Genomic DNA, 23,440 nt, shown 5'->3' with positions numbered 1-23,440 from the left:
TCCCGTCTGTTACGTGCGTCCCGCGCGGCTCACCCGGGGACACCCGTGACCCGTGGGTCCGGTGTGTCCCCGGTGACCGGTCGGACGTCTCAGACCTCGGCGTACACCGGCCGACGGGCCCCCTCCGCCGTCTCCGCCTCCGTAGCGGCGCGTGCCCGTGCCACCGGCCGCAGGTATACGGCCCACGTCACCGCGCCGCACACCGCGTAACAGACCAGGAACGCCACGAAGGCGGGCGTACCGGATCCGGTCGCCGCGAACGCCTGGCGAAAGGCGAGGTTGATGCCCAGTCCGCCGAGTGCTCCCACCGCCCCGATCAGGCCCATCGCGGCCCCCGACAGCCGCCGTCCGTACGCCGCGGCCTCCTCCCCCACAAGACCGTGCCGTACCGCCTGCGCCTGGAAAATGCCCGGAATCATTTTGTACGTCGACCCGTTACCGATTCCCGTAAGCACGAACAGCGCGATGAATCCGATGAGGAATACCGGCAGCGACCGCATCGCGGAGGCATAAATCACCACGCCGGTGGCCGCGCCCATGGCGACGAAATTGCCGAGCGTGATCCGTGCGCCGCCGAACCGGTCCGCCAGCCGCCCGCCGACCGGCCGGATCAACGATCCCAGCAGCGGCCCGATGAAGGTCAGCGATGCCGCCTGAAGAGGCGTCCGCGCGAACTGAATCTGCAGGACGAGACCGAAGGCGAAGCTGTAGCCGATGAACGATCCGAAAGTGCCGATGTACAGCAGCGACATCACCCAGGTGTGCGGCTGCTTTGCGGCATCCACGGCCGCGCCGGTGTCGTTGGTCACCGGCCCCAGGTTGTCCATGGACAGCGCCGCCAGCACCGCCGCCGCCACGATCAGCGGGATGTACACGGCCAGCACGATCCGCGGCTGCGCGGCGCCCGCCGTACTGATCACCAGCAGGCCCAGCAGCTGGATCACCGGGACCCCGATATTTCCGCCGCCGGCATTCAGCCCCAGCGCCCACCCCTTCTTCCGCAACGGATAGAAGGAGTTGATATTCGTCATCGACGAGGCGAAATTCCCCCCGCCGACCCCCGCAAGCGCCGCCACCACCAGGAAGGTGCCGTACGAGGTCCCCGGCGTCATCACGATCGCCGCCGCGGTCGTCGGAACCAGCAGCAGCAGCGCGCTGAACACCGTCCAGTTACGGCCCCCGAACCGCGCCACCGCAAAGGTGTACGGAACCCGCAGCACACCACCCACCACGGTCGGCATCGCCACCAGAAAGAACTTCTTGGCCGGATCCACCCCGTATTCCGGCCCCATGAACAGCACCATCACCGACCACAGGCTCCAAATGGAGAAGCCGATGTGCTCGGAGAAAACGGAGGCGGCCAGATTCCGCCGCGCCACCCGCTCCCCGGTCTGCGCCCAGAATTCCTCGTCCTCCGGATCCCACCGGTCGATCCATCGCCGCCCGCGCCGCACCCGGCTTCCGCCGGCCCCGCCGTCGGGCTGCTCCCCGCCCCTCGTACTCGTGACGCCGTCGCCCGTCATCCCGTCTCCCAACGCTCCGTGACACCTTCACCTCGAAGCTAGGGACGGCGGGTTTCCGCCCGATGCCGCCCGGTGACACCGGCGAAACCTTGCACTCACGGGGCGGGGCGAGCGATGGTGAGGGAGGGCGGGCCCGGCCGACAGGGGCCTATTCGGCCACCTGCTTCGGCGGGCTCATCCAGATCGTCGTGCCACAGACGTCCATCCGCGAGCGCTTACCCTTCTCGTCCCGGACCGGTATGGCCCGATCGAAGGTGTCGCGCGGCGCGGCAACGACCGCCTCCACATTGCTGACCTGGCACAGCGCGGACGGCCGCCCCTGGTACGAGTCCCGGTAACGCAGGCTGGTCATCACCGTGCCGCCACGCCGCAGGTCGATCGGCAGGGCCGGACCCTGGCCCTTCCCGTCGGATTCCGGGCCCTTGCCGACATGCACGGCGAAGGCCGGGAAGCCGTGGAAGACGCAGGGCCGCGCCCCCCTGTTCACCACGGACAGCCGGGCCTCACGATGCGTGCTGCGCGGCAGCTTCTTCAGCACGGTCAGCTTCCAGCGCAGGTTCTTCGTCGTGCAGTTGGCGTGCAGGGCCGCCATCCGGGCGGAACCACAGCCGACCACACCCAACCCGAGGGTGACGGTCAAAGCGAGCGCGGCCGTGGTCGCCGCGAGAAGTGAGCGTCGCCGCACAACTCCCCCTGATTCAGTCTGGACACGATTCCCTGCAATGAAGGAAGGGTTTCACGCTCCCGGGGTTGCCTGTGCCCACCGTGTCCCGAGAGACCGGCCGACGAACCCGGGGCGATTACGGGACGACGGTGAGGTTATGGCTGCACGACGGCGAGGTGGTGGCGGGGCGACGGCGAGGTGGTGACGGTGTGCGGGCGGGAATCCGACCACCCAACTGGTCGAAGATTCGGCCGGATCGGCGGCCAAATCAGGCCGAATCCGTCTGAATCAGGATGCGTCGGGCCCCCATCGGCCCCCAGCCCTACGCACCCCCACCCCCATCACCGCGGCATCCTCCTCCGGCAGCCACCACCGCCCCTCCGAAAGGACGCCCTCCCCGGGCAGCGGGTCGTCCGCCGACAGCCGGTCGCCTCCCGGCACCGCCAACCACGCTCCCCCCTCACCGAGTTCCCGCGCCGCCGCCCGCAGCGCCTCCAGTCCGGGATGGCGCAGCCCCTTTCGCCACACCATCGATACGGGCGACAGCGGAACCGGATCAACGACCGGCCGCAACACCATCCCCGGCACCTCGATGAACTCCACGCTCGCCAGCACCGACCACCCCCGTTTCCGTACCACTCGCACAAATTCCTCCGACCCCTCGATCTCGGGGAACGGCTCCGCCATCGCAATGCCCCGCCCGCCGAAGAGCCGCGCCGCCAGATCCGTCCACTCGGCGGTCTGTGCGTTGCCGGCGCCCGCGTAGAGCGTCTCGCCGGCCAGCTCCGCCAGCGGTACGGCGGACCGTGCGGCCAGCGGATGACCCTCGGGAAGGAGCACCGCCATCGGCTCCAGCCGTACGGGCTGATGCCCGAGCCCGGCCCGTACGCCCGGCGGCAGCCCCGCGAACCGTCCGAACGACACATCCAGCCGCCCGGCCGCCAGCTCCCCCGCCGCCCCGGTCAGCCCACTGTGGAAGCGGGCAACCAGCTCACAGCTCTCCGGCACCCGCGCCCGCGCCTCCTCCAGCACCCGGTACGCGGTCCCGACCGGCGCCCCGACATCCACCAGCAGCGGCCGTTCGGCGTCCCGCCGGAAGGCGGCGGCCAGCTCGTCCTGCGCGCTCAACACCCCTCGTGCGTAGGGAAGCAGCCGCTCCCCCTCCACCGTCAGCGCCACCTGCCGGGTGGTCCGCACGAACAGATCGGCACCCAACTCCCGCTCCAGACGCCGCACATCACGGCTCAACGCCTGCTGGGCGAGATACAGCCGGGCAGCGGCCCGCGTGAAGTGCATCTCCTCGGCCACGGCAACAAACACCCGCAGCAGCCGAGGCTCTATGTCATACGCCATCGCGCCATCCTCCCCACGGCACCCACCCCTCACGACACGGAGCACACGGCGCGGAGCGCACAGCTTGGCTTCCACCGCGCCCATGACCCCCACCGCACCCACTCACAACGCAGGTGCGTTAATGCCCTTTCCCCAGGTGTTGGACGCTCCTCGTCCCGCCCGGCGACCGTAGAGGCATGATCCTCTTCCTCGCCTCCCGCCCCGTCACCGCACCCCCGGTACGCCCGGCCACCCCGGTCCCGGCCGCCCCGGTCCCGTCCACCCGGCGCGTCCGGCCGGTACGTCCCGCGCGCCGCATCCGTCCGCCGGGCGTTCGTCTCCTCGCCCCCTATCGCCGGCTCTTCTCCGTCCCCGGCACCCGCGCCTTCACCACCGCCAATCTGCTGGCCCGCCTCCCCATGGGCATGCTCAGCGTCAGCGCGGTTCTGATGATCTCCGCGACCCGCGGCTCCTATGCGCTGGCCGGAGCCGTCACCGCAACCGGCCTGGCGGCCACGGCACTGGTCGGCCCGCTGACCGCCCGGCTGATCGACCGCCACGGCCAGGCCCGTATCGCCGTCCCGGCCACCGTCTTCGCCGTCCTCGGCTCGCTCTCCCTCCTCCTCTGCATCCACTGTCACGCCCCCACCTGGACCCTCTTCGCCTCCTACGCCGCCACCGCCACCACCCCCAACACCGGCGGGATGTCCCGCGCCCGCTGGGCCCATCTCTTCCGTGACGACCCGGCCGCCCGCCACACCGCCAACTCCTTCGAACAGGCCGCGGACGAACTCTGCTTCATGCTCGGCCCCGTCCTCGCCACCTTCCTGTGCACCGCCCTCTTCCCGGAAGCCGGCACCCTGGTGGCGGCGGCCTGCTTCCTGACGGGGGTCCTCCTCTTCACCGCCCAGCGCCGCACCGAACCCCCCATCGCCACCCGCACCGCCGGACACCCCGGCTCGCGGGCCCGCTCCCGTACTCCCCTACGGCTACCGGGGCTGCCGCCCCTCCTCCTCACCTTCCTCTCCACGGGCGCGATCTTCGGATCCCTGGAGGTCGTCACCCTTGCCTACGCCGACGACCACGGCGCTCGGTCCGCCGCCGGCGCAATGCTCGCCCTCCAGGCCGCCGGCTCCTGCGCGGCGGGCCTGCTCTACGGCCTGCTTCCGCCGACCACCGGGCCCGCGCATCAGATCCGCCGCTTCCGCCGCTGCGTCGGCACCATGGCCGCCCTGATGCTGCTCCCCCTGCTCGCCGCCCGGACGGGCAGCCTGACGGCGCTGACCTGCGCCCTGCTCCTGGCGGGGATGGCCACCGCGCCGACCATGGTCACCGGTATGGGCCTGATCCAGTCCCGCACCCCGGCGGCCCAGCTGAACGAGGGGATGACCTTGTCCGTGACCGCCCTCCAGGCCGGGATCGCCACGGGCTCGGCCGCGGGCGGTTACGCCGTGGACCGCCTGTCCGCCTCCGCGCCGCCCCGGCATCCCGCCGTCCCCGACGGTCTCTTCGCTCTCGACCTCGGTCTCGCCTATGCGGTGCCCGCCACGGCCGCCGCCCTCGCCTTCGCCCTTGCTCTGCTCGCCACCCGCCCCTCGGGGCAGACACCTAATGCCGGATGAGGCGCTGTGATCTCGTTGCTCGCTCATGTGACTCAGTGTGATGGCGGCGAAAGCCGGGCACATCAACCCACGGTTCTCATACCCAGGGATGACCCCCGGCCCGGGCGGCTGTGCCCCCAGGCACGGCCAGGGCTGCCGGGGAACAAGCCAGGGAACAAGCCAGGGAACGGCCGCGGAGGCACAAAAAAGCCGGTGCCCCGCGAGGATCTCGCGGGGCACCGGCTTACATGGGATGAGTGGAGATGGCGGGAATCGAACCCGCGTCCAACGGTGCGGAATCAGGGCTTCTCCGAGTGCAGTTCGCTGCGATTTTCTCGGCCCCGGAGATCACGCGAACAAGTCTCCGACGGGCCCAGTCACTGTTTGATTTCCTTCTACACCCCGTGACCGGGTCTAGAAGTTTAGTCCCCTAGCTGATGCCAGGATCCGGGTCGGGAACATCCCCGGGCTGACACTTCGCAAGTCGCTACTTAGGCAGCGAGGGCGAAGGAATCGCGCTTGGTGTTGGCGATTATTGGTTGCGACATATGGTTAACGAGATCATTGCCGCTTCCTCGACTCGCTTCCCCTGCTTCGACATCCGCTGTCGAAACCGATCATCCCCATGTTGATTTATCAAAGCGGCACCCACACCAGGGCGCCTGCACCCTCCGTGGGGTGCTGAGCCATCGTACGTGAACAACGCACGACGTCGCCAGCGTATTCCCCGGCACCCCGACAGCCCCGCCACCGGGCGGCCGGCGGACCGGCCGCAGGGTCCAGCCCGGTCAGGCCCGCTGACGGCGCCGCGCCGCGGACATCGCACGGTCCGCCTCGCGACGGTCCTGCTGTTCCCGGAGGGTCTGCCGCTTGTCGTATTCCTTCTTGCCCTTCGCCAGGGCGATCTCGACCTTGGCGCGGCCGCCCTTGAAGTAGAGCGCCAGCGGCACGATGGTGTGCCCGGTCTCCTGCGTCTTGGATTCCAGCTTGTCGATCTCAAGACGGTGCAGCAGCAGCTTCCGCTTGCGGCGGGCGCTGTGGTTGGTCCACGTCCCCTGGGCGTATTCGGGGATGTGGACATTGTGCAGCCATGCCTCATTGCGGTCGATCTGGACGAATCCGTCGACCAGCGAGGCGCGGCCCTGCCGCAGCGACTTCACCTCGGTGCCGGTGAGCACCAGACCACACTCATAGGTGTCCAGAATGTGGTAGTCGTGCCGCGCCTTCTTGTGCTGCGCCACGAGCTTGTGCCCGGGGTCCTTGTCTTTGCCCTTGCCCTTTTGCTTAGCCATAGTCAGGCCATTTTCGCACTACATGCCGGTGCCGAGGCCACTCAATACTGTGCGGGCCCGTTTTTCCGCGCCCCGCCCGGCGACCAGGTCGGGGGTGATGCCCCGGCCGTCGACGGCCCGGCCTGCGGGGGTGCGGTAGTGGCCGACGGTGAGCTCGGCGACCGAGCCGTCGGCCAGGCGGCTGGGCATCTGGACCGAGCCCTTGCCGAAGGTCGGGGAACCGACGACGATCGCCCGGCCACGGTCCTGGAGGGCGCCGGCCAGCAGTTCGCCGGCGCTCATCGTGCCGCCGTCGACGAGGACGACGAGGGGGATGCGGGTGTTGCCGCCCGGCTCGGCATACAGGGCGCGCTGGCTGCCGCGGACGTCGTAGGTGGCGACCAGACCGCCGTCCAGGAAGGCGGAGGCGGCGGCGACGGACTCGGTGACCAGGCCGCCGGTATTGCCCCGCAGATCGAGCAGCAGGCCCGAGCGCGGGGCGGCCTGGCGCACCGCCCGGCGGACGGCTTCGCCGGTGCCCTGGGTGAACGCGGCGACCTTGATGCGGGTGGGGCCGTGGCGGCCGGCGAGCCGGTCGACGGTGACGTTCTGGGTCCTCAGCAGGACGCGGCGCAGGGTCACGGTCCACCGGTGGGAGCCGTGCGCGAGGGCGAGCTCCACCGGGGTGCCGACGCCCTCGGCGGGACGGCGGTCGTCGCCGCGCAGCCGGGAGACGATCTGGGTGACCGGTCTGCCCCGGGTGGTGCGGCCGTTGATCGCGCGCAGCCGGTCGCCGATGGCGATACCGGCCCGTGCGGCGGGACTGCCGGGCGCCACCCGCGACACCTGGATGCGGCCGCCGCCGGCCTGCCGTACCCACAGGCCGACGCCGACGTACGAGCCGTCCAACTGCTGCTGGAAGTCCTTGAACTCGCCGGGCGTGTAGATCGTCGACCAGCGGTCGCCGCTGCGGCTGACGACATCGGCGGCGGCCTGGGAGCCGGATTTGCCGTCCGCCATGGCCTGGGCCGCGGCGCGTTCGACGGCCGCGCGGTCGGCGGTGCCGCCCTTGGGGGCGGCCGCGGCGGCCGGGCGGGGGGCGGACGCCTCGACGGCGCCTTCGGCCCGTTCGCCCCAAGTACCGGTCGCCACACCGGTGGCGAGGACGGTGGCGAAGATCAACGTCAGGGCCGCCCCGCGGCGAATGCGGCGGGGCCGGTCGTAGGAACACGGGCCCGACATGGCGGTGAGTCTAGGGGACAAAAGGGCGCCGTACGGCGAGTTGACCGTACGGCGCCCCTTGGCAAAGTTCACACCTTGAGGTACTTGCGCAAGGCGAAGAACGCGGCGAGGGCCGGCATCAGCAGGCCGATCAGCAGGACCAGCGGCAGCACCTGCGCCACCGAGTCCCAGCCGATGAAGTTGATCACCTGGATCTTCTGGGCCAGCCAGTTGTTGATGAGGATGGCCTTGCCGCCCACGATCAGCACACAGGCGAACGCGGCGCCCAGCAGGCCCGCGATGGCGGCCTCCAGGATGAACGGCATCTGGATGTAGAAGCTGGACGCGCCCACCAGGCGCATGATCCCGGTCTCGCGCCGCCTGCTGAACGCCGACACCCGGACGGTGTTGACGATCAGCATCAGGGCAACGATCAGCATCAGCCCCATCACGCACAGCGCGGCGATGTTCATGCCGTTAAGGAGGTTGAACAGCGGCTCAACGGTGTCACGTTGGTCCTGTACCTCCTGGACGCCGGGCCGCTCGGAGAACGCCGACTTGATCACGTCGTACTTCGTGGGGTCCTTGAGCTTGACCCGGAAGGACTCCGGCAGCTGGTCGGGGGTCACCAGCCCGGCGACGGGCGTGTCGCCGAACTGCTCCTTGTAGTGCTTGTACGCCTGGTCGCTGGTCTCGTGCTGCACGTTCTGGACGATCGGCAGACGGTGCAGCTCGGCCAGGATGTCGTTCTTCTGCTGCTCTGTGGCCGCACCCTTGGCGCAGTTGGCACCTGTGTCGGCGTCGTTCTTGTTGCAGAAGAAGATGGAGACGTTGACCTTGTCGTACCAATAGCCCTTCATGGTGCTGACCTGGTCGCGCATCAGCAGCGAGGCGCCGAACAGACCCAGGGAGAGGGCTACGGAGACGATGACCGCGAAGGTCATCGTGAGGTTTCGGCGGAGACCGACGCCGATCTCCGACAGGACGAACTGGGCGCGCATGGCGTCCTTTCAGTGCTGGTGGCCGTACACGCTTAGTGCTGGTAGCCGTACACGCCCCGCGACTGGTCGCGGACGAGCCGACCCTTTTCGAGTTCCATGACGCGCTTGCGCATCTGGTCGACGATCTGCTGGTCGTGGGTGGCCATGACCACGGTCGTACCGGTCCGGTTGATCCGGTCCAGCAGCTTCATGATGCCGACCGATGTCTGCGGGTCGAGGTTACCGGTGGGCTCGTCCGCGATGAGAAGCATCGGGCGGTTGACGAAGGCCCGCGCGATGGCGACGCGCTGCTGCTCACCACCGGAGAGTTCGCCGGGCATACGGTCCTCTTTGCCACCGAGGCCGACGAGTTCGAGGACCTCGGGGACCGTCTTGCGGATCTGTCCGCGCGGTTTGCCGATGACCTCGAGGGCGAAGGCGACATTCTGCCCCACCGTCTTGTTGGGGAGCAGCCGGAAGTCCTGGAAGACGGTGCCCACCTGGCGCCGCATCTGCGGGACCTTCCAGTTGGACAGCTTCGCGAGGTCCTTGCCCAGTACGTGCACGGCGCCATGACTGGCGCGCTCCTCACGGAGGAGCAGCCGCAGGAAGGTGGACTTACCGGAGCCCGAGGAACCCACCAGGAAGACGAACTCGCCGCGTTCGATCTCCAGGGAGACATCCCTGAGGGCGGGGCGATTCTGCTTCGGGTAGGTCTTGGAGACGTTGTCGAATCGGATCACTGATGCACCACGGTCGACCTGGGTAGGGGCACGGGTTGCCGTGTTGCGGCTCCCGTCGGTGTGCGTGACCATACGCGAACCTCGCGCGGCAGCGCAGTCGCCGGAGGCGGTTGGTGCATTTATTCACGGCATGTAGCCGGACATTCCCGTCATCCGGGCGGGCTGTCAGGGCATCGAGGCGGGCAAATGGAGCACAGGTGCGCGGGGCGCGCCGTTCGGCCGGGAAGCTGGCACAGTGGTAGGGGAACCAATGCGCCTTCCGGTGCGTTGGCGCAGTGAAGAGGGAGGTCGCATGACGTACGACCGATTGGTGTGCGCCAACTGCGCGGCCCCTGTGAGCGAGGGCCGCTGCTCTGTGTGCCGGGCCAGCAGGCAACGGCTTCAGCAGCAAGAGGGCATATTCGGCCAGCTCAGCCCCGTGGCGCTGGTGGCCCTGCTGATCGCTCTGGTCGCGGTCGCGGTGCTGCTCCACCAGGCCGTCTGAGCCGTCCGGCTCCGGCGGGGGCCGGGATGCGCCGGGTCGGTGCGCGGGCGGCCAGGGAGCCAGGGGGCACTCCCGAGGGGTGGAGCTCCGTCACTTATGGTAACTGGTCGTGCGCGTACCGATGAGTTACAGGAGCTGAGTCACAGAAACGCCGAAGGGCCCGGGGTGCTGCCACCCCGGGCCCTTCGTTCACTGCGTGTCAGCGTCAGGCCGCGGCCGCGCCGCCACCGTTCTTGTTGATCAGACGGGGCAGGATGCGGAAGCCCACACCGCCCGCGATCATGGTCGCCGCGCCGATCAGCAGGAAGGTGGTGCCGGAGGAACCGGTCTCGGCAAGCTCGCCGCCCTTCGGCTGCTGCTTGGCCTGACCGGGGGTGTCGGACATGCCCTCCTTGCCCTTGCCCGGCTGCTCGATCGGGTGGGAGCCCTCGTTGTCGGTGCCGGTGCCGGTGCTGTCGCCACCGGTGGTGCTGCCACCGCCCGTGGTGCTGCCGCCGCCCGTGGCGCTGCCGCCACCGGTGGTGCTGCCACCGCTGGTGTGACCGCCGGTGCTGCCACCGTTGCCGCCGCCGGTGCTGTGGCCGCCGGTGCTGCCACCGTTGCTGTGACCGCCGTCGGTGCCGCCGTTGTTGCCGCCACCGGTGCTGTGACCGCCGTCGGTGCCACCGTTGGTGGTGGTGCCGCCGTCCGTGGTGCCACCGTCCGTGGTGCCGCCGTCGGTGGTGCCACCGTCAGTGGTGGTCCCACCGTCGGTCGTACCGCCGTCGGTGGTGCCACCGTCGGTCGTGCCGCCGGTGATCAGACCGCCGGTGGAGTCGTCGCCGCCGTTGTCACCGCCGGTGTCGCCACCGGAGGAGTCACCGCCGGTGGAGGCGCCACCGCTGCTGTCGTCACAGAACAGGTGCAGCGGGTCGAGCGGGCTGCAGTTGTCGCCGGCACTCTGCTTCTGGCCGACCTCGGCCGCCGAGGCGGCACCGGCGGCGGTGAGCGACGCACCCGCCGCGATCACCGCACCGGCTGCAATGCGCGCTACGCGCAGCCGCGTCTTCTTCGTCATGTACTGCTACCCCCAGTAGCTGAACTCGTCATTGGAGCACCGCTGTACGGGGCGACGAGCCGGTGGGGGTACGCGAGTCACGGGCCCGCACGTAGCGGCCGGGCCCCTCATCTCCCCGTTCATACACGCGCCCCAGACATACGCATGCCGCCGCCCAGCCTTCCCAGTTCGGCCAACATCGTCAAGGTCGAATAAAGACGCGATGCCCGAATTGCTGGGTGTTGGGTGGTACATGGACATACGACTGTGACCAAAGCCCCTCCACGCAAAACAACTGCCTCCCCGAAGGAGACAGTTGTTCCGGAGTCAGCGGCCCGCGGACGGCTACTTCTCCTGCTGCTTGCGCCAGCGGATCCCGGCCTCCAGGAAGCCGTCGATGTCGCCGTCCAGCACCGCGGTGGGGTTGCCGACCTCGAACTCGGTGCGCAGGTCCTTGACCATCTGGTACGGGTGCAGGACGTACGAACGCATCTGGTTGCCCCAGGAGTTGCCGCCGTCGCCCTTGAGCGCGTCCATCTTGGCCTGCTCCTCCTGGCGGCGGCGCTCGAGGAGCTTGGCCTGGAGGACGTTCATGGCGGTCGCCTTGTTCTGGATCTGCGAGCGCTCGTTCTGACAGGAGACGACGATGCCGGTGGGGATGTGCGTCAGCCGCACCGCGGAGTCGGTGGTGTTGACGCCCTGGCCGCCGGGGCCCGAGGAGCGGTAGACGTCCACGCGCAGCTCGGACTCGTCGATCTCGATGTGGTCGGTCTGCTCGACGACGGGCAGCACCTCGACACCGGCGAACGAGGTCTGGCGGCGGCCCTGGTTGTCGAACGGCGAGATCCGCACCAGGCGGTGGGTGCCCTGCTCGACGGAGAGGGTGCCGTAGGCGTACGGGATCTTGACGGCGAAGGTGGTCGACTTGATGCCGGCCTCTTCGGCGTACGAGGTTTCGTACAGCTCGGTCTTGTAGCCGTGGCGCTCGGCCCAGCGCAGATACATCCGCTGGAGCTTCTCGGCAAAGTCGGCGGCGTCCACGCCACCGGCCTCGGCGCGGATGTTGACCAGCGCCTCACGGGCGTCGTACTCGCCCGACAGCAGCGTGCGGACCTCGAGCTCGTCCACCGCCTTGCGGACGGATTCGAGCTCCGTCTCGGCCTCGCTGCGGGCGTCCTCGTCGCCCTCGGCCTCGGCGAGCTCGAAGAGCACCTCAAGGTCGTCGACCCGGCCGCGCAGCTCCTCGGCCTTGCGCAGCTGGCCCTGGAGGTAGGACAGCCGGCTGGTGATCTTCTGGGCGTTCTCCACGTCGTCCCACAGGGCCGGCGCCGCGGCCTGCTCCTCGAGCACGGCGACATCGGCCCTCATCTTGTCGAGGTCCAGGACGGCCTCGATCGACCCCATGGTCGAGGAGAGGGACTTCAGCTCTTCGGATACATCGACGACTGCCACGCACCCAGCCTAACGGCTACCGCCGACAGTGTGTCCCGGCCGGGGCCGCCGGACCCACGCGGCGCAGCTCACGGGGCCTGCGTGCGGTGGATGCCGGGCCGGGCGTCGTCCGGGTCGCCGTCGCCTGCGGTCAGCCAGCAGCCGAGCCCGACCGCGACGAGGAGCGCGGCGCCGACCGCGCCGAGCTTCATCCGGCGGCGGCGCACCGCCTCCGCGGCGGCGCGGTGCCGGGCCGAGCCCGCCCGCCGCTCACCGGCGGCCCTGGGCGTGCGCGCGGTGCCGTGCGCACCGCCCGCGAGCTCGTCCGGCCCGGGGACCCGCATGCTGGTGTGCGTATCCCGGTTGGAGTCCGGCTTCGCGCCCTGGACCAGCGGGATGGCGCCGCGCGGCGGGGTGTCGTCCGCCTGGGCGGCGGGCGGGTAGTCGCGGGACCCGGGGGCGGCGGCGCCCTCCGTGTCGTCCTCGGGCGCGTCGCCGTCGGGCTCGTCGATGTCCAGGGGCGGGATGCCGGCCAGGGAGGGCAGCATTTCGCGCAGCCGGGCGGCGAGCTCGGGAGCGCGCAGCCGGGAGGCTGGCGCCTTGGCCAGGCACTGGAGCAGCAGCTGCCACAGCTCGTCGGGGATGCCCGGCAGCGGGGCGACGCTCTCGGTGACATGGCGGCGCAGGACGGCGCCGGGGTGGCCGCCGCCGAAGGGGGTGAAGCCGGCGAGCAGCTCGTACAGGACGGTCGCCAGGGCGTAGACGTCCACGGAGGCGCGCGGCGGGAGGCCCTCGATGATCTCGGGGGCGAGGTAGTCGGGGGTGCCGATGACCTTGGTGGCGCGGGTGTGGCGCGGCGAGTCCACCAGGCGGGCGATGCCGAAGTCGGTGAGCAGCGCGGGGTGCGCGCCACCGGGGCCGAGCGCGCCCTGCATGTCCAGCAGGACGTTCTCGGGCTTGACGTCGCGGTGCACGATGCGCGCGGCGTGCGCGGCGGCGAGCCCGTCGGCGACGTCGGCGACGATGGCGACGGCGGCCTCCGGGGCCAGCCGGCGCTCGCGCTCCAGACGGGTGCGCAGGTCCGTGCCCCGTACGAGGTCCATGACCAGCGCCAGGTCGTTGCCGTCGACGACGAGGTCGCGGACGCCGACGACATGCGGGTGCTCCAGGCTCAGCAGCGCCGTCCGCTCCTGTACGAAGCGGCCGACGAGCTCCTGGTCGGAGGCGAGGTCCTCGCGCAACAGCTTGATGGCCACGGCCCCTTCGGGACCCTCGCCCAGCCATACCGTCCCGGCACTGCCGCGCCCCAGGATCTGGTGCGCGGTGTACCGGCTGCCGATCTTCCGTCCCAAAACTGCTCCGACGTGTCGGGCCCCCGAGCGTCCTGCGGGGGCTGAGGTTGGCGTCAAAGCTACGCGGGCGCCAGAGGGTTCATTGCCCCCGACGGCCACAACCTTCACTTCTGTGCGCGAAATCGCCCATCAGAAGTCGACAAATCAACACGACGGCGGACGGCCGGGCCCCGGGTGGGACCCGGCCGTCGGTCACGGCTTGCTGCCGCTCAGCCCGTCGATGAAGTGCTTCACGCTGGTGAAGATGTCCCCTATCTGGGCGAAGAAGCCCTTGGTGGTGCCGATCCACTCCTGGAGCGGGGTCAGCTCCCAGACCAGCCAGCTCGCCACGAACAGGATGATCACAACGAACAGGCAGCCCTTGAGGCAGCCCAGGCCCGGGATCTTCATCGGGTTGGCGCTGCGCTGCCGCGGCTCGCGGCGGGGCGGCGGCTCCGGCGCGGGCGGACGCTGCGGCTCGTAGCGCTGCGGCGGGGGCTCCCGGCGGCGCTGCGGGGCCGGGCGCTGCTGCTCGGCGTACGGCGGCTGCTGGCGGTACGGGGGCTGCTGCTGCGGCGCGGGGCGGCGCTGGGGGCGGCGGCGCAGCGGGTCCTCGTTGGGGTCCAGGTACTGCACCTGGGTCTGTTCGTTGCGGTCGCGGGCGGCGCGCAGCTGGGACTCCCAGGGGTGCGGGCCCTCCGGCTCCTGGGGCGGGCCCGGCGGCATCGGGGGCATCGCCCGCGTCGGGTCGGCGCCCCCCTGGCCGTAGCCCGGTCCGCCCGGCATCCCGGTGGAGGGCAGCACGCTGGTGGCCGGCGCCGGGTCGTACGAGCCGGCGTTCGAAGGCAGGACCTGGGTGGGGTCGGCGTCGCCGGTGCCGGGCGCGCCGCCGGTGCCCGTCCCGGGGACCGTGGCGGGCGTCGGGTCCGGGGCGAGCAGCGCGGCGACGCCGAGCGCGGCCTCGGCCTGGGCCGCGGTGGCGTGCACCCCGACACCGTCCGCGACGGTGCGCAGCGCACGGGCGAGGTTCTCGGCGCTCGGGCGCTCCTCCGGGCGCTTGCGCAGACAGCGCTCTATCACCGTCCACAGGGGCTCGGGCACCGAGCCGGGGCGGCGCGGCTCCTCGCTCAGGTGGCGGTGCAACACCTCCAGGGCGGTCGCGCCGGCGAACGGCGGACGGCCGGTGACCAGCTCGTACAGCAGGATGCCGGCGCCGTAGATGTCCACCGCCGAGGTCTGCGGGCGGCCCTCGGCGGACTCCGGCGCCACATACGCGGGGGTGCCGACGAATTCGTGGGTGCGGGTCAGGCCCGGGGAGTCGGCGAGGCGGGCGATGCCGAAGTCGGTCAGCATCGGGTGCATCTCGCCGCTGCCGTCGGAGCCGGCGAGCAGGACGTTGGCGGGCTTGAGGTCCCGGTGGACGACGCCGTCGGCGTGGCTGGCCGCCAGGGCGTCGGCGATCTGCGCGGTGAGCAGGGCGGCGGCCATCGGGCTGAAGGGGCCGCTGTCGCGCAGATAGCGGTGCAGGTCGGGGCCGTCGACCAGGTCCATCACCAGGGCGAGCAGATCGCCCTCCACGACCAGGTCGCGGGTGCGGACGATGTTGGGGTGGGTGAGCCGCAGCAGGACGGAGCGTTCGCGCAGGAAGCGCATCACCACGTCCGCGTCGTTCGCCAGCTCCTCCTTGAGGACCTTGATCGCGACGGTCTCGCCGGGTTCACCGGCCACGGCGGCCTCGGCGCCCGCCGCCTCCCGCTGGCGGGCACGCCAGACGGTGCCCGTGGCGCCGCGTCCCAGCGGCTCCTCGAGCAGGTACTTGCTGCCTACCGGCCGCACGTCATGCGCTCCCTGTCGTGGTGGATCTGTGGTCGAACGTGTGCCCCGTCCGCCGGATCGGAAGCCCCTGCGGGCGATCATGGCCCGGCTCGGGGACCTCCGACCCACTGTAGGCCGTCGGGTCGGCCCTCCGGCTCCGCGCCGGACGGGGCTTGTGGGGAAGACGCGCGCCGCGGGCCGATGGTTGCCGCCGGCGCCCGGCCGATCGGCGCGGAGCGCGCCCCCGCGCGCCCTCGGCCACCCCCGGCGGCTGATCGCGCCGGTCGGATTCCGGCCGTTCCCTGCGCGCAAGCCGGCACTTTTTCGCCCTTAGAAGACCAATCAAGATCATCGAGAGGCGGTCGACGGGCGTGTTGTCAGTGGCAGGTGCGAGGATGCCCCCAGCACGCATTGTGGTGGGGGCGCGCGCTCTCCGTCGCGAAGCGCGCTTGGGACTTGTACGTGCCGACGCTCGGGCGCGGTGGGGGGTGAGCGGTGCCCCCGCCGGATCCCCGGCAGAAGGGACCGTTGACGGCGATGCAGATCCGGCTGACCGTCCTCGGGCCGCGCAGCGGCCACCCCGCACGGGCCTGCGACGTGCTCGTGACGGCCCCCGCCGGGACGGCCCTGGCGGCCGTGGCGGGTTCCCTCGCGGCCTCCGTGGCCGGTCCCGGCGCGGAGGCCGGCAGCGGCCCCGTGGTCCTCTACGCCGGCAGCGACCGGCTCGACCCGCAGCGCGCCGCGATCGGCGAGCCCCCGCTGATCGACGGTGCGGTGCTCACCCTCCAGGGCCCCGGGCCCGCCCCCGCCCACGGCCTGCCGCACGGCCCCGCCCGGCTGCGCATCGTCTCGGGCCCCGATGCCGGCGGCGTCCATCTGCTGCACGGCGGCCAGATCCGCATCGGCCGCTCCGCCGACGCCGACGTCCCCCTGGACGACCCGGACGTCTCCCGGCTGCACTGCGCGGTGACCGTCGAGCCGGACGGCGCGGTGTACGTCGCCGATCTGCGCTCCACCAACGGCACCGCGGTCGACGGCACGGACCTGGGCGAGGCGCCCGCCGCGCTGCGCCCCGGCGCCCTCCTGCGGATCGGCGAATCCGCCCTGTGCCTCCAGCCCCCGGGCGACGCCCCGGACCCGGCGCTGCCCGCCGCCCCCGACGGCGAGGGGCATCTGCGGGTCACCCCGGGCTCGGCGACGGGAGTCCCCCCGGCCGTGGGGGTCCCCCCGCTAGAGCGAAGCCGGGAGTGGGGGAGAAGCCGGGAGTGGGACCGGGACGCGGCGGCGGGCGCCCGGTTCGCCGGCGATGCCGCGCCCCGGGAGGCGTCCATTCCCGGCGCCCGGTCCGCCGTCCCCTCCCCCGCGTCGGTGCCTCCCGCCCGCGCACCGCACAGCGGGCCGGTCCGCCGGGACACCCCGCTGCGCGGTACGGCTCCCGAGCCCCCGCCGTCGGCCGCCGTCCACGACAGCCGCGACCTCGCGCCTTCTCAGGGCGGCACCCACGCCGGCCAGTACCGCCTCGCGCCCGCCGACGCCGCCAGGACGGCCCGCAAGATCGGCCTCGGCGCCTGGGCCCGGCGGCTGGCCGGGGGGCGGTATGCCGCGGAGCCGCCGGAGGAGGCAGGGGCGGGGCAGGTGGAGACGGCCGGCGGCGGGGCGGACGAGACGTACGGACCGGACGCCGCGGCGGCGGCCGGAGCGCAGGAGCGCTGGCCGGATGCCGCCGCGGTCCTCTTGACGGCGCTCGGCCCCGGCCCCCGCCTCTGGGAGCGCGGCCAGGACCACCCCGATGCGCTGACCGTACGGCTGGGGACGGCCGGCCGGGACGGCAGGATCGCCGTACCGGTCACCGTCGACCTGCGCCGGGCCGGCTCCCTGGGGCTGGCCGGACCGCGCGAGCGACTGGTCGGGCTGGCCCGCGCCGCCGTCGCCCAGCTGGCCGCCCTGCACGCCCCCTCCGCCCTCGACATCGTGCTGATCTCCACGGACCGGGGGCGCAACACCGAAGAACGGGTCGCGGACTGGTCCTGGCTCGGCTGGCTGCCGCACGTCCGCCCGGCCCATGGCCAGGACTGCCGGCTGCTGCTCGCCTACGACAGGGAACAGGCCGCCGCCCGTACGGCCGAGCTGCTGCGCCGCCTGGACGACGGCCCGCTGGGCCCCAACTGGGCCAGCGCCGAGCGCGCCGAGGTGGCCGCCGCCGCGGCCCGCCACGAGGGCCCGTTCACCCTGGTGATCGTGGACGGCGACCTCGGCTCGTCCGAGCTGCGGGAGAGCGCGGCGCGGCTCGCGGCGGGCGGCCCGGCGGCCGGGATCCATCTGCTGTGCCTGGCCGAGACGCCCGCCGCCTGTCCCGCCTTCCCGCTGGCCGCGACGTACGAGGCCGCCCGCCGGGCCTCGCCCGCCTTCGGCGAGTGCGGCGCGGTGGCGGTGCTCAGCGGCGATGTGGCCACGGCGCTGCGCGTCGTCCAGCCCGGCTCCGGGCCGAACGGCGCCGTCTGCGCGGTGGACGCCGTCTCCGCCGCCTGGGCCGAGCGAGTCGCCCGCGCCCTGGCCCCGCTGCGCGAGGACGACTTGGCCACCGCCGCCCGCGGGCAGGTCCACCGCGCGGCCGTCCCGCTGCCCGAGGCCGCGCGGCTGCTCGACGAGCTGGGTTTGGCCCGCGCCACGCCCGCCTCCCTGATGGCGCGCTGGGCCGCCGCGCTGGACACCGACCGGCCCAGCGCCCCCGCGGTGCTCGGCGCCGGCCCGCACGGCCCGCTGGCCGCGGACCTCGCCGCCGATGCCACCCACCTCCTCCTGGAGGGCGCGGCGGCCAGCGGCAAGACCGAGCTGATGCGTTCCCTGGCCGCCGCCCTCGCCGCCGCGGACCGCCCCGATCTGCTGTCGCTGGTCCTGGTGGACGGCGGCGGCAGCGAGCGCGGCGAGGGGCTGCGGATGTGCACGGACCTGCCGCATGTCACGACCTATCTGGCGGCCTCGGACCCGGTCCGGATGCGGGAGTTCGCCCAGGCGTTGTCCTCGGAGCTCAAGCGGCGCGCGGAAATACTGGACGGGACGCCGTTCGCCGAATGGCGCGCCAGGCATCTGCCGGCGCCGCGGATCATCTCCCCGCGCCGCCCGGCCGAGGACGGTGACACACCGCAGGACCTTTACGCCCTCCGTCACCGCGGCCGGGACACGGAAAGCGGCGGGGCGGCGGACCTGACGGGCACCGGCACCCTGCGGCTGCGGGCGCGCGGCGAGGGGCCCGCGGCGGAGGAGCAGGCGGCGCCGATGCCGCGGCTGTTCGTCCTGGTCGACGACTTCGATGCGCTGGTGGCCCCCGCGCTGGGCAGCCCCGGCCGGCCGGCCGCGGGCTCGGTGGTGCGGGCGCTGGAGGCGGTCGCCCGCGACGGCGCGGCGCTGGGTGTCCATCTCGTCGCGGCCTCCGGGCATCCGGACCGTACGGCCGGGACCGCGACCGCCGAGCGCGCCCGGCTGCGTATCCGGCTGGGCGCCGCCGCCGATCCGTCCGCGCCGGTGCCGCCGGGCCGCGGGCGGCTGGACCGGGCGCAGGACGGCTCCTCGACGCCGTTCCAGGCGGGCCGGGTGACCGGCCGGATACCCCGGACGTCCACCCTGCGGCCGACGGTCGTCCCGCTGGAGTGGCAGCGGATGGGCGATCCGCCGGCCCGCCGCCCCCTGCGCGAGCTGGGCAACGGTCCGACGGACCTGGCCCTGCTGGCCAGCGCCCTGGACCGGGCGGCGCAGTCCCTGGGGGCGGCCGCCCCGCCGCCGCTGGTGTGAGGCGCGTGATGTGCGTCGTATGAGGCGCGTGGTGTGAGCTCCGGCGGGCGTCGGCCCGCCGGGGCCCGGACCCGCCGCCTTCTCCCCCGCACCCCCCGTAACAGCCCCATCACAAAAGGGCAGTTGAGGCCGAATGCGGTATTGCGGCACCGGGGATCTCGGCGTAGACCTGTCGCACATCGCACGGCCGGCACCACCGCACGCACCGCAGGCCACGCACCGCAGGCACGGCGGGCGCAGGGACAGGGCGCAGGGGATAAGGGGCTACGGGGATGCGTAGACGATTCGACCGTACGGCCGGGCGGGCCGGCCGGGTCCGGGGCACCGTGGTGGCGACGGCCGCGCTGGCGCTGGCACTGGCGGGCTGCGGCGGCGGGGGCAAGGACGGGAACGGCGGCGAGGGCAAGGGCACCAGCACTGCACCGACCGTGCACCTCCCCCGGCTCAAGGGACAGAAACTCCAGGTCACCGCGGTCTGGACGGGGCCCGAGCGGGAGAACTTCGGCAAAGTGCTGGACGAGTTCGAACGGCGCACCGGGGCCACGGTCGACTTCGTGCCGAGCGGCGATGACATGGCCGGTTTCATCGGTTCCAAGGTCGCGGGCGGCGGTCCGCCGGATGTGGCGATGCTCCAACAGGTCGGCGTGCTCAACGAGTTCGCCGAGAAGGGCTGGCTCAAGCCGCTGGGCGCCGACGCCAGGGCGCAGCTCGCGAAGAACTACACCAAGGGCTGGCGGGATCTGGGCGCCCACAACGGGACGCCGTACGGCGTCTATTTCAAGGCCAGCAACAAATCGCTGGTCTGGTACAACGCCAAGGCGTTCGGGAATGCCGGGGTCGGCGAGCCCAAGGACTGGAAGGGCTTCCTCAAGGCCGCGCAGACGGTGGCCGAATCGGGTGTGCAGCCGGTGTCGGTGGGCGGTTCGGACGGCTGGACGCTGACCGACTGGTTCGAGAACGTCTATCTCTCGCAGGCCGGTCCCGAGAAGTACGACCAGTTGGCGCGGCATCAGATCAAGTGGACCGATCCCTCGGTCAAGCAGGCGCTGACGACGCTGGGGCAGCTCTTCGGCCGTAAGGATCTGCTGGCGGGCGGCACCTCGGGTGCCCTCCAGACCGATTTCCCGACGTCGGTGACGCAGACCTTCGGCGGCGGCGATGCCCCGAAGGCCGCGATGGTCTCCTCGGCCGACTTCGCCGCGGCGAATATCGCGCAGACCAAGGCCAAGATCGGCACCGACGCCAAGGTCTTCCCGTTCCCGGCGGTGGGCGCCCGGTCCCCGGTGGTGACCGGCGGGGATGTGGCGGTGGCGCTCAAGGGCAACAAGGCCGCTCAGGCGTTGCTGACGTTCCTGGCCTCGACGGATGCGGCCAAGATCTGGGCGCAGGCGGGCGGGTTCGTCTCGCCCAACAAGGAGCTGGACCAGGCGGCGTACGCGGACGGCGTGATGCGCAAGATCGCCAAGGCGCTGATCGCGGCCGGTGACGACTTCCGCTTCGACATGTCCGACCAGGCGCCGGCCTCCTTCGGCGGCAAGCCGGGCCAGGGCGAGTGGAAGGACCTCCAGGACTTCCTGAAGAACCCCAAGGACATCGCGGGGACGCAGGCGCAGCTGGAGAAGGACGCCGCGAAATCGTTCCGGCGCCACGGCGGTAACTGACCGGGCACGGCCGAGGGGGGACCGTCACCATGAGCGCCTTACCCGCCACCGCCACCGCCGCCGGCGGCGTCCGCAAGCGCAGGAGCGTCATGGGCACCCGCCGCTGGGTCGCGGCCGTCTTTCTGCTGCCGGCCCTGGTGCTGCTCGGGGCGCTGGTCGTCTATCCCATCGCGTTCTCCGTCTACCGCAGTCTGTTCGATGCGTCCGGCAACGGCTTTGTGGGGCTGGGCAATTACGGGGCGATGTTCTCGGACGACGCGATCCGTACCGCGCTGAAGAACAACGTCATCTGGGTCGTGGTCGCACCGGCCGTGTCGACGGCGCTCGGGCTGATCTTCGCGGTGCTGACGGAGCGGGTGCGCTGGGGTACCGCGTTCAAGCTGGTCGTCTTCATGCCGATGGCGATCTCCATGCTGGCGGCGGGGATCATCTTCCGGCTGGTCTACGACCAGGATCCGCAGCGCGGGGTGGCCGATGCGGTGTGGGTCGGTGTGCATGACACCTTCGCCGAGCCCGCGCCGTTCCCGGGTGCCACACCGCGGCCGAACGCCGATCTGCGGCCCTCCGGGGGCGGCTCGTTCACCACCAGGTCGGCCGTACGGGCGCGGGGCGGGGCGTCGGCGGCGAATCTGCCGCTGGTCGCCGTACGGCAGGACGATGTGCGGGATGCCGAACGGGCGGCGGTGGCGAGGCCGCGGCCGGGCAAGATCACCGGTACCGTCTGGCTGGATTTCACCCGTGGCGGCGGGGGCCGGCCGAATGTCATCGACGGCAACGAGAAGGCTCTGGCGGGTCTGACGGTCCAGGCGGTCAAGGGCGGCCAGGTGGTCGCCTCGGCGACGACAGCGGCCGACGGGACCTATGCGCTGCCCGCGGACCAGGCCGACGGCGCCCGGTTGCGGCTGCCCGCGGCGAACTTCGCCGCGCCCTACAACGGCGTGGACTGGCTGGGCCCGGCCCTGGTCACCCCGGCCATCATCGGCTCGTACGTATGGATGTGGGCCGGTTTCGCGATGGTGCTGATCGCCGCGGGGCTGGCGGCGGTGCCGCGCGAGCTGCTGGAGGCGGCGCGGGTGGACGGCGCCGGCGAATGGCAGGTCTTCCGCCGGATCACGGTGCCGCTGCTGGCGCCCGTGCTGGTGGTGGTGCTGGTCACGCTGATGATCAACGTGCTGAAGATCTTCGATCTGGTCTACATCATCGCGCCGGGCTCCAGCCTCCGGTCCGCCAATGTGCTCGCCCTTCAGCTCTTCCAGTCCTCGTTCGGTACGGATGTCAACGAGGGCCTGGGCAGTGCGATCGCCGTATTCCTGCTGCTGCTCGTGCTGCCGGTGATGTACGTGAATCTCCGGCGCATCCAAAAGGAGCGTCGCCGATGACGACCGTGGACGGTGCGCCCCGTCATGCCCCCGCCCTCACCGCCCGTATCGCCGCCCGGACCGGCGGCGGGGCGCTGCGGATCTTTCTGGTGCTGGTGGGACTGTTCTGGCTGATGCCGACGGTGGGGCTCCTGTTGTCCTCGCTCCGCAGTCCACAGCAGATCGCGGAGTCGGGCTGGTGGCAGGTCTTCACCAAACCGGCACAGATCACCTTCGACAACTACAGCAGGCTGCTGGAGAACGAGAAGGTGATGGGGTCGCTGCTGACAACCGCGGCGATCACGGTGCCGGCGACGGTGCTGGTGGTGGTGATCGGGTCGCTGGCCGGTTACGCCTTCGCGTGGATGGATTTTCCCGGGCGGGACGGCTGGTTCATGGTCGTCGTCGGCCTGCTGGTCGTGCCCGTCCAGGTGGCGCTGATCCCGGTGGCCCAACTCTTCGGTGCGGTGGGGCTGTTCGAGACCACGGCCGGGGTGATCCTCTTCCATACGACCTTCGGGCTGCCGTTCGCGGTGTTCCTGCTGCGGAACTTCTTCGCGGAGATTCCGCGTGAGCTGCTGGAGGCGGCGCGCCTGGACGGGGCCGGTGAGCTGCGGCTTTTCACCCGGGTGGTGATGCCGCTGGGCGGACCGGCGATCGCCTCGCTGGGGATCTTCCAGTTCCTGTGGGTGTGGAACGACATGCTGATCGCGCTGATCTTCGCGGACAGCGGCCATCCGCCGATCACCGTCGCGCTCCAGCAGGAGGTCCGGCAGTTCGGCAACAACATCGATGTGCTGGCGCCGGGCGCGTTCGTGTCGATGGTGGTGCCGCTGATCGTCTTCTTCGCCTTCCAGCGGCAGTTCGTCTCCGGGGTCATGGCCGGGGCGGTGAAGTAGGGCGGCGCAGGGCCACGGGCGCGGCCGGCGCGGGCCGCGGGGGGCGGGTTTCAGGGACGTGACCCACGCCACCTTCCGTTCACCTCTCTCCCCCTACGATGACGGTCGACGGCGGCAGATGACGCCAGTGCCGCGAAACGCATGGTGCGGCAAGGTCTTGTCGTGGACACTGCGTAGACGCGTTCCGGCGGTTCGGCCGCCGGGCCGTTTACCCCGGCCCCTGCGCGGGCGGGCCCCCGCGGAACCGGCCCCGGCTCCGGCCGCATCTACAACAGCACACACATCGATCGACAGCAGAGGC

17 protein-coding genes and 1 other RNA gene are annotated in these 23,440 nt (G+C 71.7%); 6 read left to right on the top strand and 12 right to left on the bottom strand.

The features are described from left to right. Positions 1-89: 89 nt before the first annotated feature. From SNA_RS05190 to SNA_RS05180, 3 genes are all read right to left on the bottom strand, one after another. Positions 90-1,523, bottom strand: coding sequence for a nitrate/nitrite transporter (locus SNA_RS05190; RefSeq protein ID WP_030069367.1), 1,434 nt, complete (start codon positions 1,521-1,523; stop codon positions 90-92). A 148-nt stretch (positions 1,524-1,671) separates the two neighbouring features. Continuing rightward, a complete protein-coding gene (locus SNA_RS05185) occupies positions 1,672-2,115 on the bottom strand; it encodes a DUF4232 domain-containing protein (protein WP_078969717.1) in 444 nt (147 codons plus the stop codon). A gap of 360 nt (positions 2,116-2,475) precedes the next feature. Then, complete coding sequence (locus SNA_RS05180) at positions 2,476-3,540, bottom strand: LysR family transcriptional regulator (RefSeq protein ID WP_078969696.1); 1,065 nt, start codon at positions 3,538-3,540, stop codon at positions 2,476-2,478. 176 nt (positions 3,541-3,716) lie between these two features. On the opposite strand from SNA_RS05180, the gene SNA_RS05175 reads away from it, so the two are divergent. Continuing rightward, positions 3,717-5,141 (top strand): MFS transporter, encoded by a 1,425-nt coding sequence (locus SNA_RS05175; RefSeq protein ID WP_030069372.1) that lies wholly within the window; start codon positions 3,717-3,719, stop codon positions 5,139-5,141. A 234-nt stretch (positions 5,142-5,375) separates the two neighbouring features. On the opposite strand, the gene ssrA is transcribed toward SNA_RS05175, so the two are convergent. From ssrA to ftsE, 5 genes are all read right to left on the bottom strand, one after another. Continuing rightward, positions 5,376-5,745: a transfer-messenger RNA gene (gene ssrA, locus SNA_RS38815) on the bottom strand. Between the two features lie 163 nt (positions 5,746-5,908). Then, positions 5,909-6,412, bottom strand: coding sequence for an SsrA-binding protein SmpB (smpB, locus tag SNA_RS05170; RefSeq protein WP_030069375.1), 504 nt, complete (start codon positions 6,410-6,412; stop codon positions 5,909-5,911). 18 nt (positions 6,413-6,430) lie between these two features. Beyond that, positions 6,431-7,633, bottom strand: coding sequence for a S41 family peptidase (locus tag SNA_RS05165; protein ID WP_044363508.1), 1,203 nt, complete (start codon positions 7,631-7,633; stop codon positions 6,431-6,433). A gap of 68 nt (positions 7,634-7,701) precedes the next feature. Further along, a complete protein-coding gene (ftsX, locus tag SNA_RS05160) occupies positions 7,702-8,613 on the bottom strand; it encodes a permease-like cell division protein FtsX (protein WP_030069383.1) in 912 nt (303 codons plus the stop codon). A gap of 32 nt (positions 8,614-8,645) precedes the next feature. Then, on the bottom strand, positions 8,646-9,335 hold the full coding sequence (gene ftsE / locus SNA_RS05155; protein WP_030069385.1) for a cell division ATP-binding protein FtsE: 690 nt from the start codon (positions 9,333-9,335) through the stop codon (positions 8,646-8,648). Positions 9,336-9,627: 292 nt separating this feature from the next. Between ftsE and SNA_RS05150 the strand changes: the two genes are divergently transcribed. Further along, positions 9,628-9,819, top strand: coding sequence for a hypothetical protein (locus SNA_RS05150; protein WP_030069386.1), 192 nt, complete (start codon positions 9,628-9,630; stop codon positions 9,817-9,819). 205 nt (positions 9,820-10,024) lie between these two features. Here the strand turns inward: SNA_RS05150 and SNA_RS05145 are convergent, their stop codons facing one another. The 4 genes from SNA_RS05145 to SNA_RS05130 form a co-directional block, all read right to left on the bottom strand. After that, positions 10,025-10,876 carry an LPXTG cell wall anchor domain-containing protein gene (locus SNA_RS05145; RefSeq protein WP_044363505.1) on the bottom strand — a complete coding sequence of 284 codons (852 nt, stop codon included), beginning with the start codon at positions 10,874-10,876 and terminating at the stop codon, positions 10,025-10,027. Between the two features lie 324 nt (positions 10,877-11,200). Next, complete coding sequence (gene prfB, locus SNA_RS05140) at positions 11,201-12,307, bottom strand: peptide chain release factor 2 (protein ID WP_030069390.1); 1,107 nt, start codon at positions 12,305-12,307, stop codon at positions 11,201-11,203. A 68-nt stretch (positions 12,308-12,375) separates the two neighbouring features. Beyond that, complete coding sequence (locus SNA_RS05135; RefSeq protein ID WP_044363502.1) at positions 12,376-13,638, bottom strand: serine/threonine-protein kinase; 1,263 nt, start codon at positions 13,636-13,638, stop codon at positions 12,376-12,378. Positions 13,639-13,830: 192 nt separating this feature from the next. Next, positions 13,831-15,453 carry a serine/threonine-protein kinase gene (locus tag SNA_RS05130; protein WP_030069391.1) on the bottom strand — a complete coding sequence of 541 codons (1,623 nt, stop codon included), beginning with the start codon at positions 15,451-15,453 and terminating at the stop codon, positions 13,831-13,833. 516 nt (positions 15,454-15,969) lie between these two features. Here SNA_RS05130 and SNA_RS05125 point away from each other — a divergent pair. The 4 genes from SNA_RS05125 (at position 15,970) to SNA_RS05110 (ending at position 23,139) form a co-directional block, all read left to right on the top strand. After that, positions 15,970-19,221, top strand: coding sequence for an FtsK/SpoIIIE domain-containing protein (locus SNA_RS05125; protein WP_044363500.1), 3,252 nt, complete (start codon positions 15,970-15,972; stop codon positions 19,219-19,221). A gap of 272 nt (positions 19,222-19,493) precedes the next feature. Then, the gene (locus SNA_RS05120) at positions 19,494-20,882 is read left to right on the top strand and encodes an ABC transporter substrate-binding protein (protein WP_198534985.1); all 1,389 of its coding nucleotides are present in this window, start codon (positions 19,494-19,496) and stop codon (positions 20,880-20,882) included. Positions 20,883-20,911: 29 nt separating this feature from the next. Further along, positions 20,912-22,261 carry a carbohydrate ABC transporter permease gene (locus tag SNA_RS05115; RefSeq protein WP_037792465.1) on the top strand — a complete coding sequence of 450 codons (1,350 nt, stop codon included), beginning with the start codon at positions 20,912-20,914 and terminating at the stop codon, positions 22,259-22,261. Continuing rightward, positions 22,258-23,139 carry a carbohydrate ABC transporter permease gene (locus tag SNA_RS05110; RefSeq protein WP_030069399.1) on the top strand — a complete coding sequence of 294 codons (882 nt, stop codon included), beginning with the start codon at positions 22,258-22,260 and terminating at the stop codon, positions 23,137-23,139. Before SNA_RS05115 ends, SNA_RS05110 begins: the two co-directional genes overlap by 4 nt. Positions 23,140-23,440: the final 301 nt, after the last annotated feature.

The organism is Streptomyces natalensis ATCC 27448 (assembly GCF_000935125.1).
Lineage (GTDB): Bacteria > Actinomycetota > Actinomycetes > Streptomycetales > Streptomycetaceae > Streptomyces > Streptomyces natalensis.
Note: the sequence above shows the minus strand (reverse complement) of the source record. Positions and strands in the feature narration are given on the sequence as shown.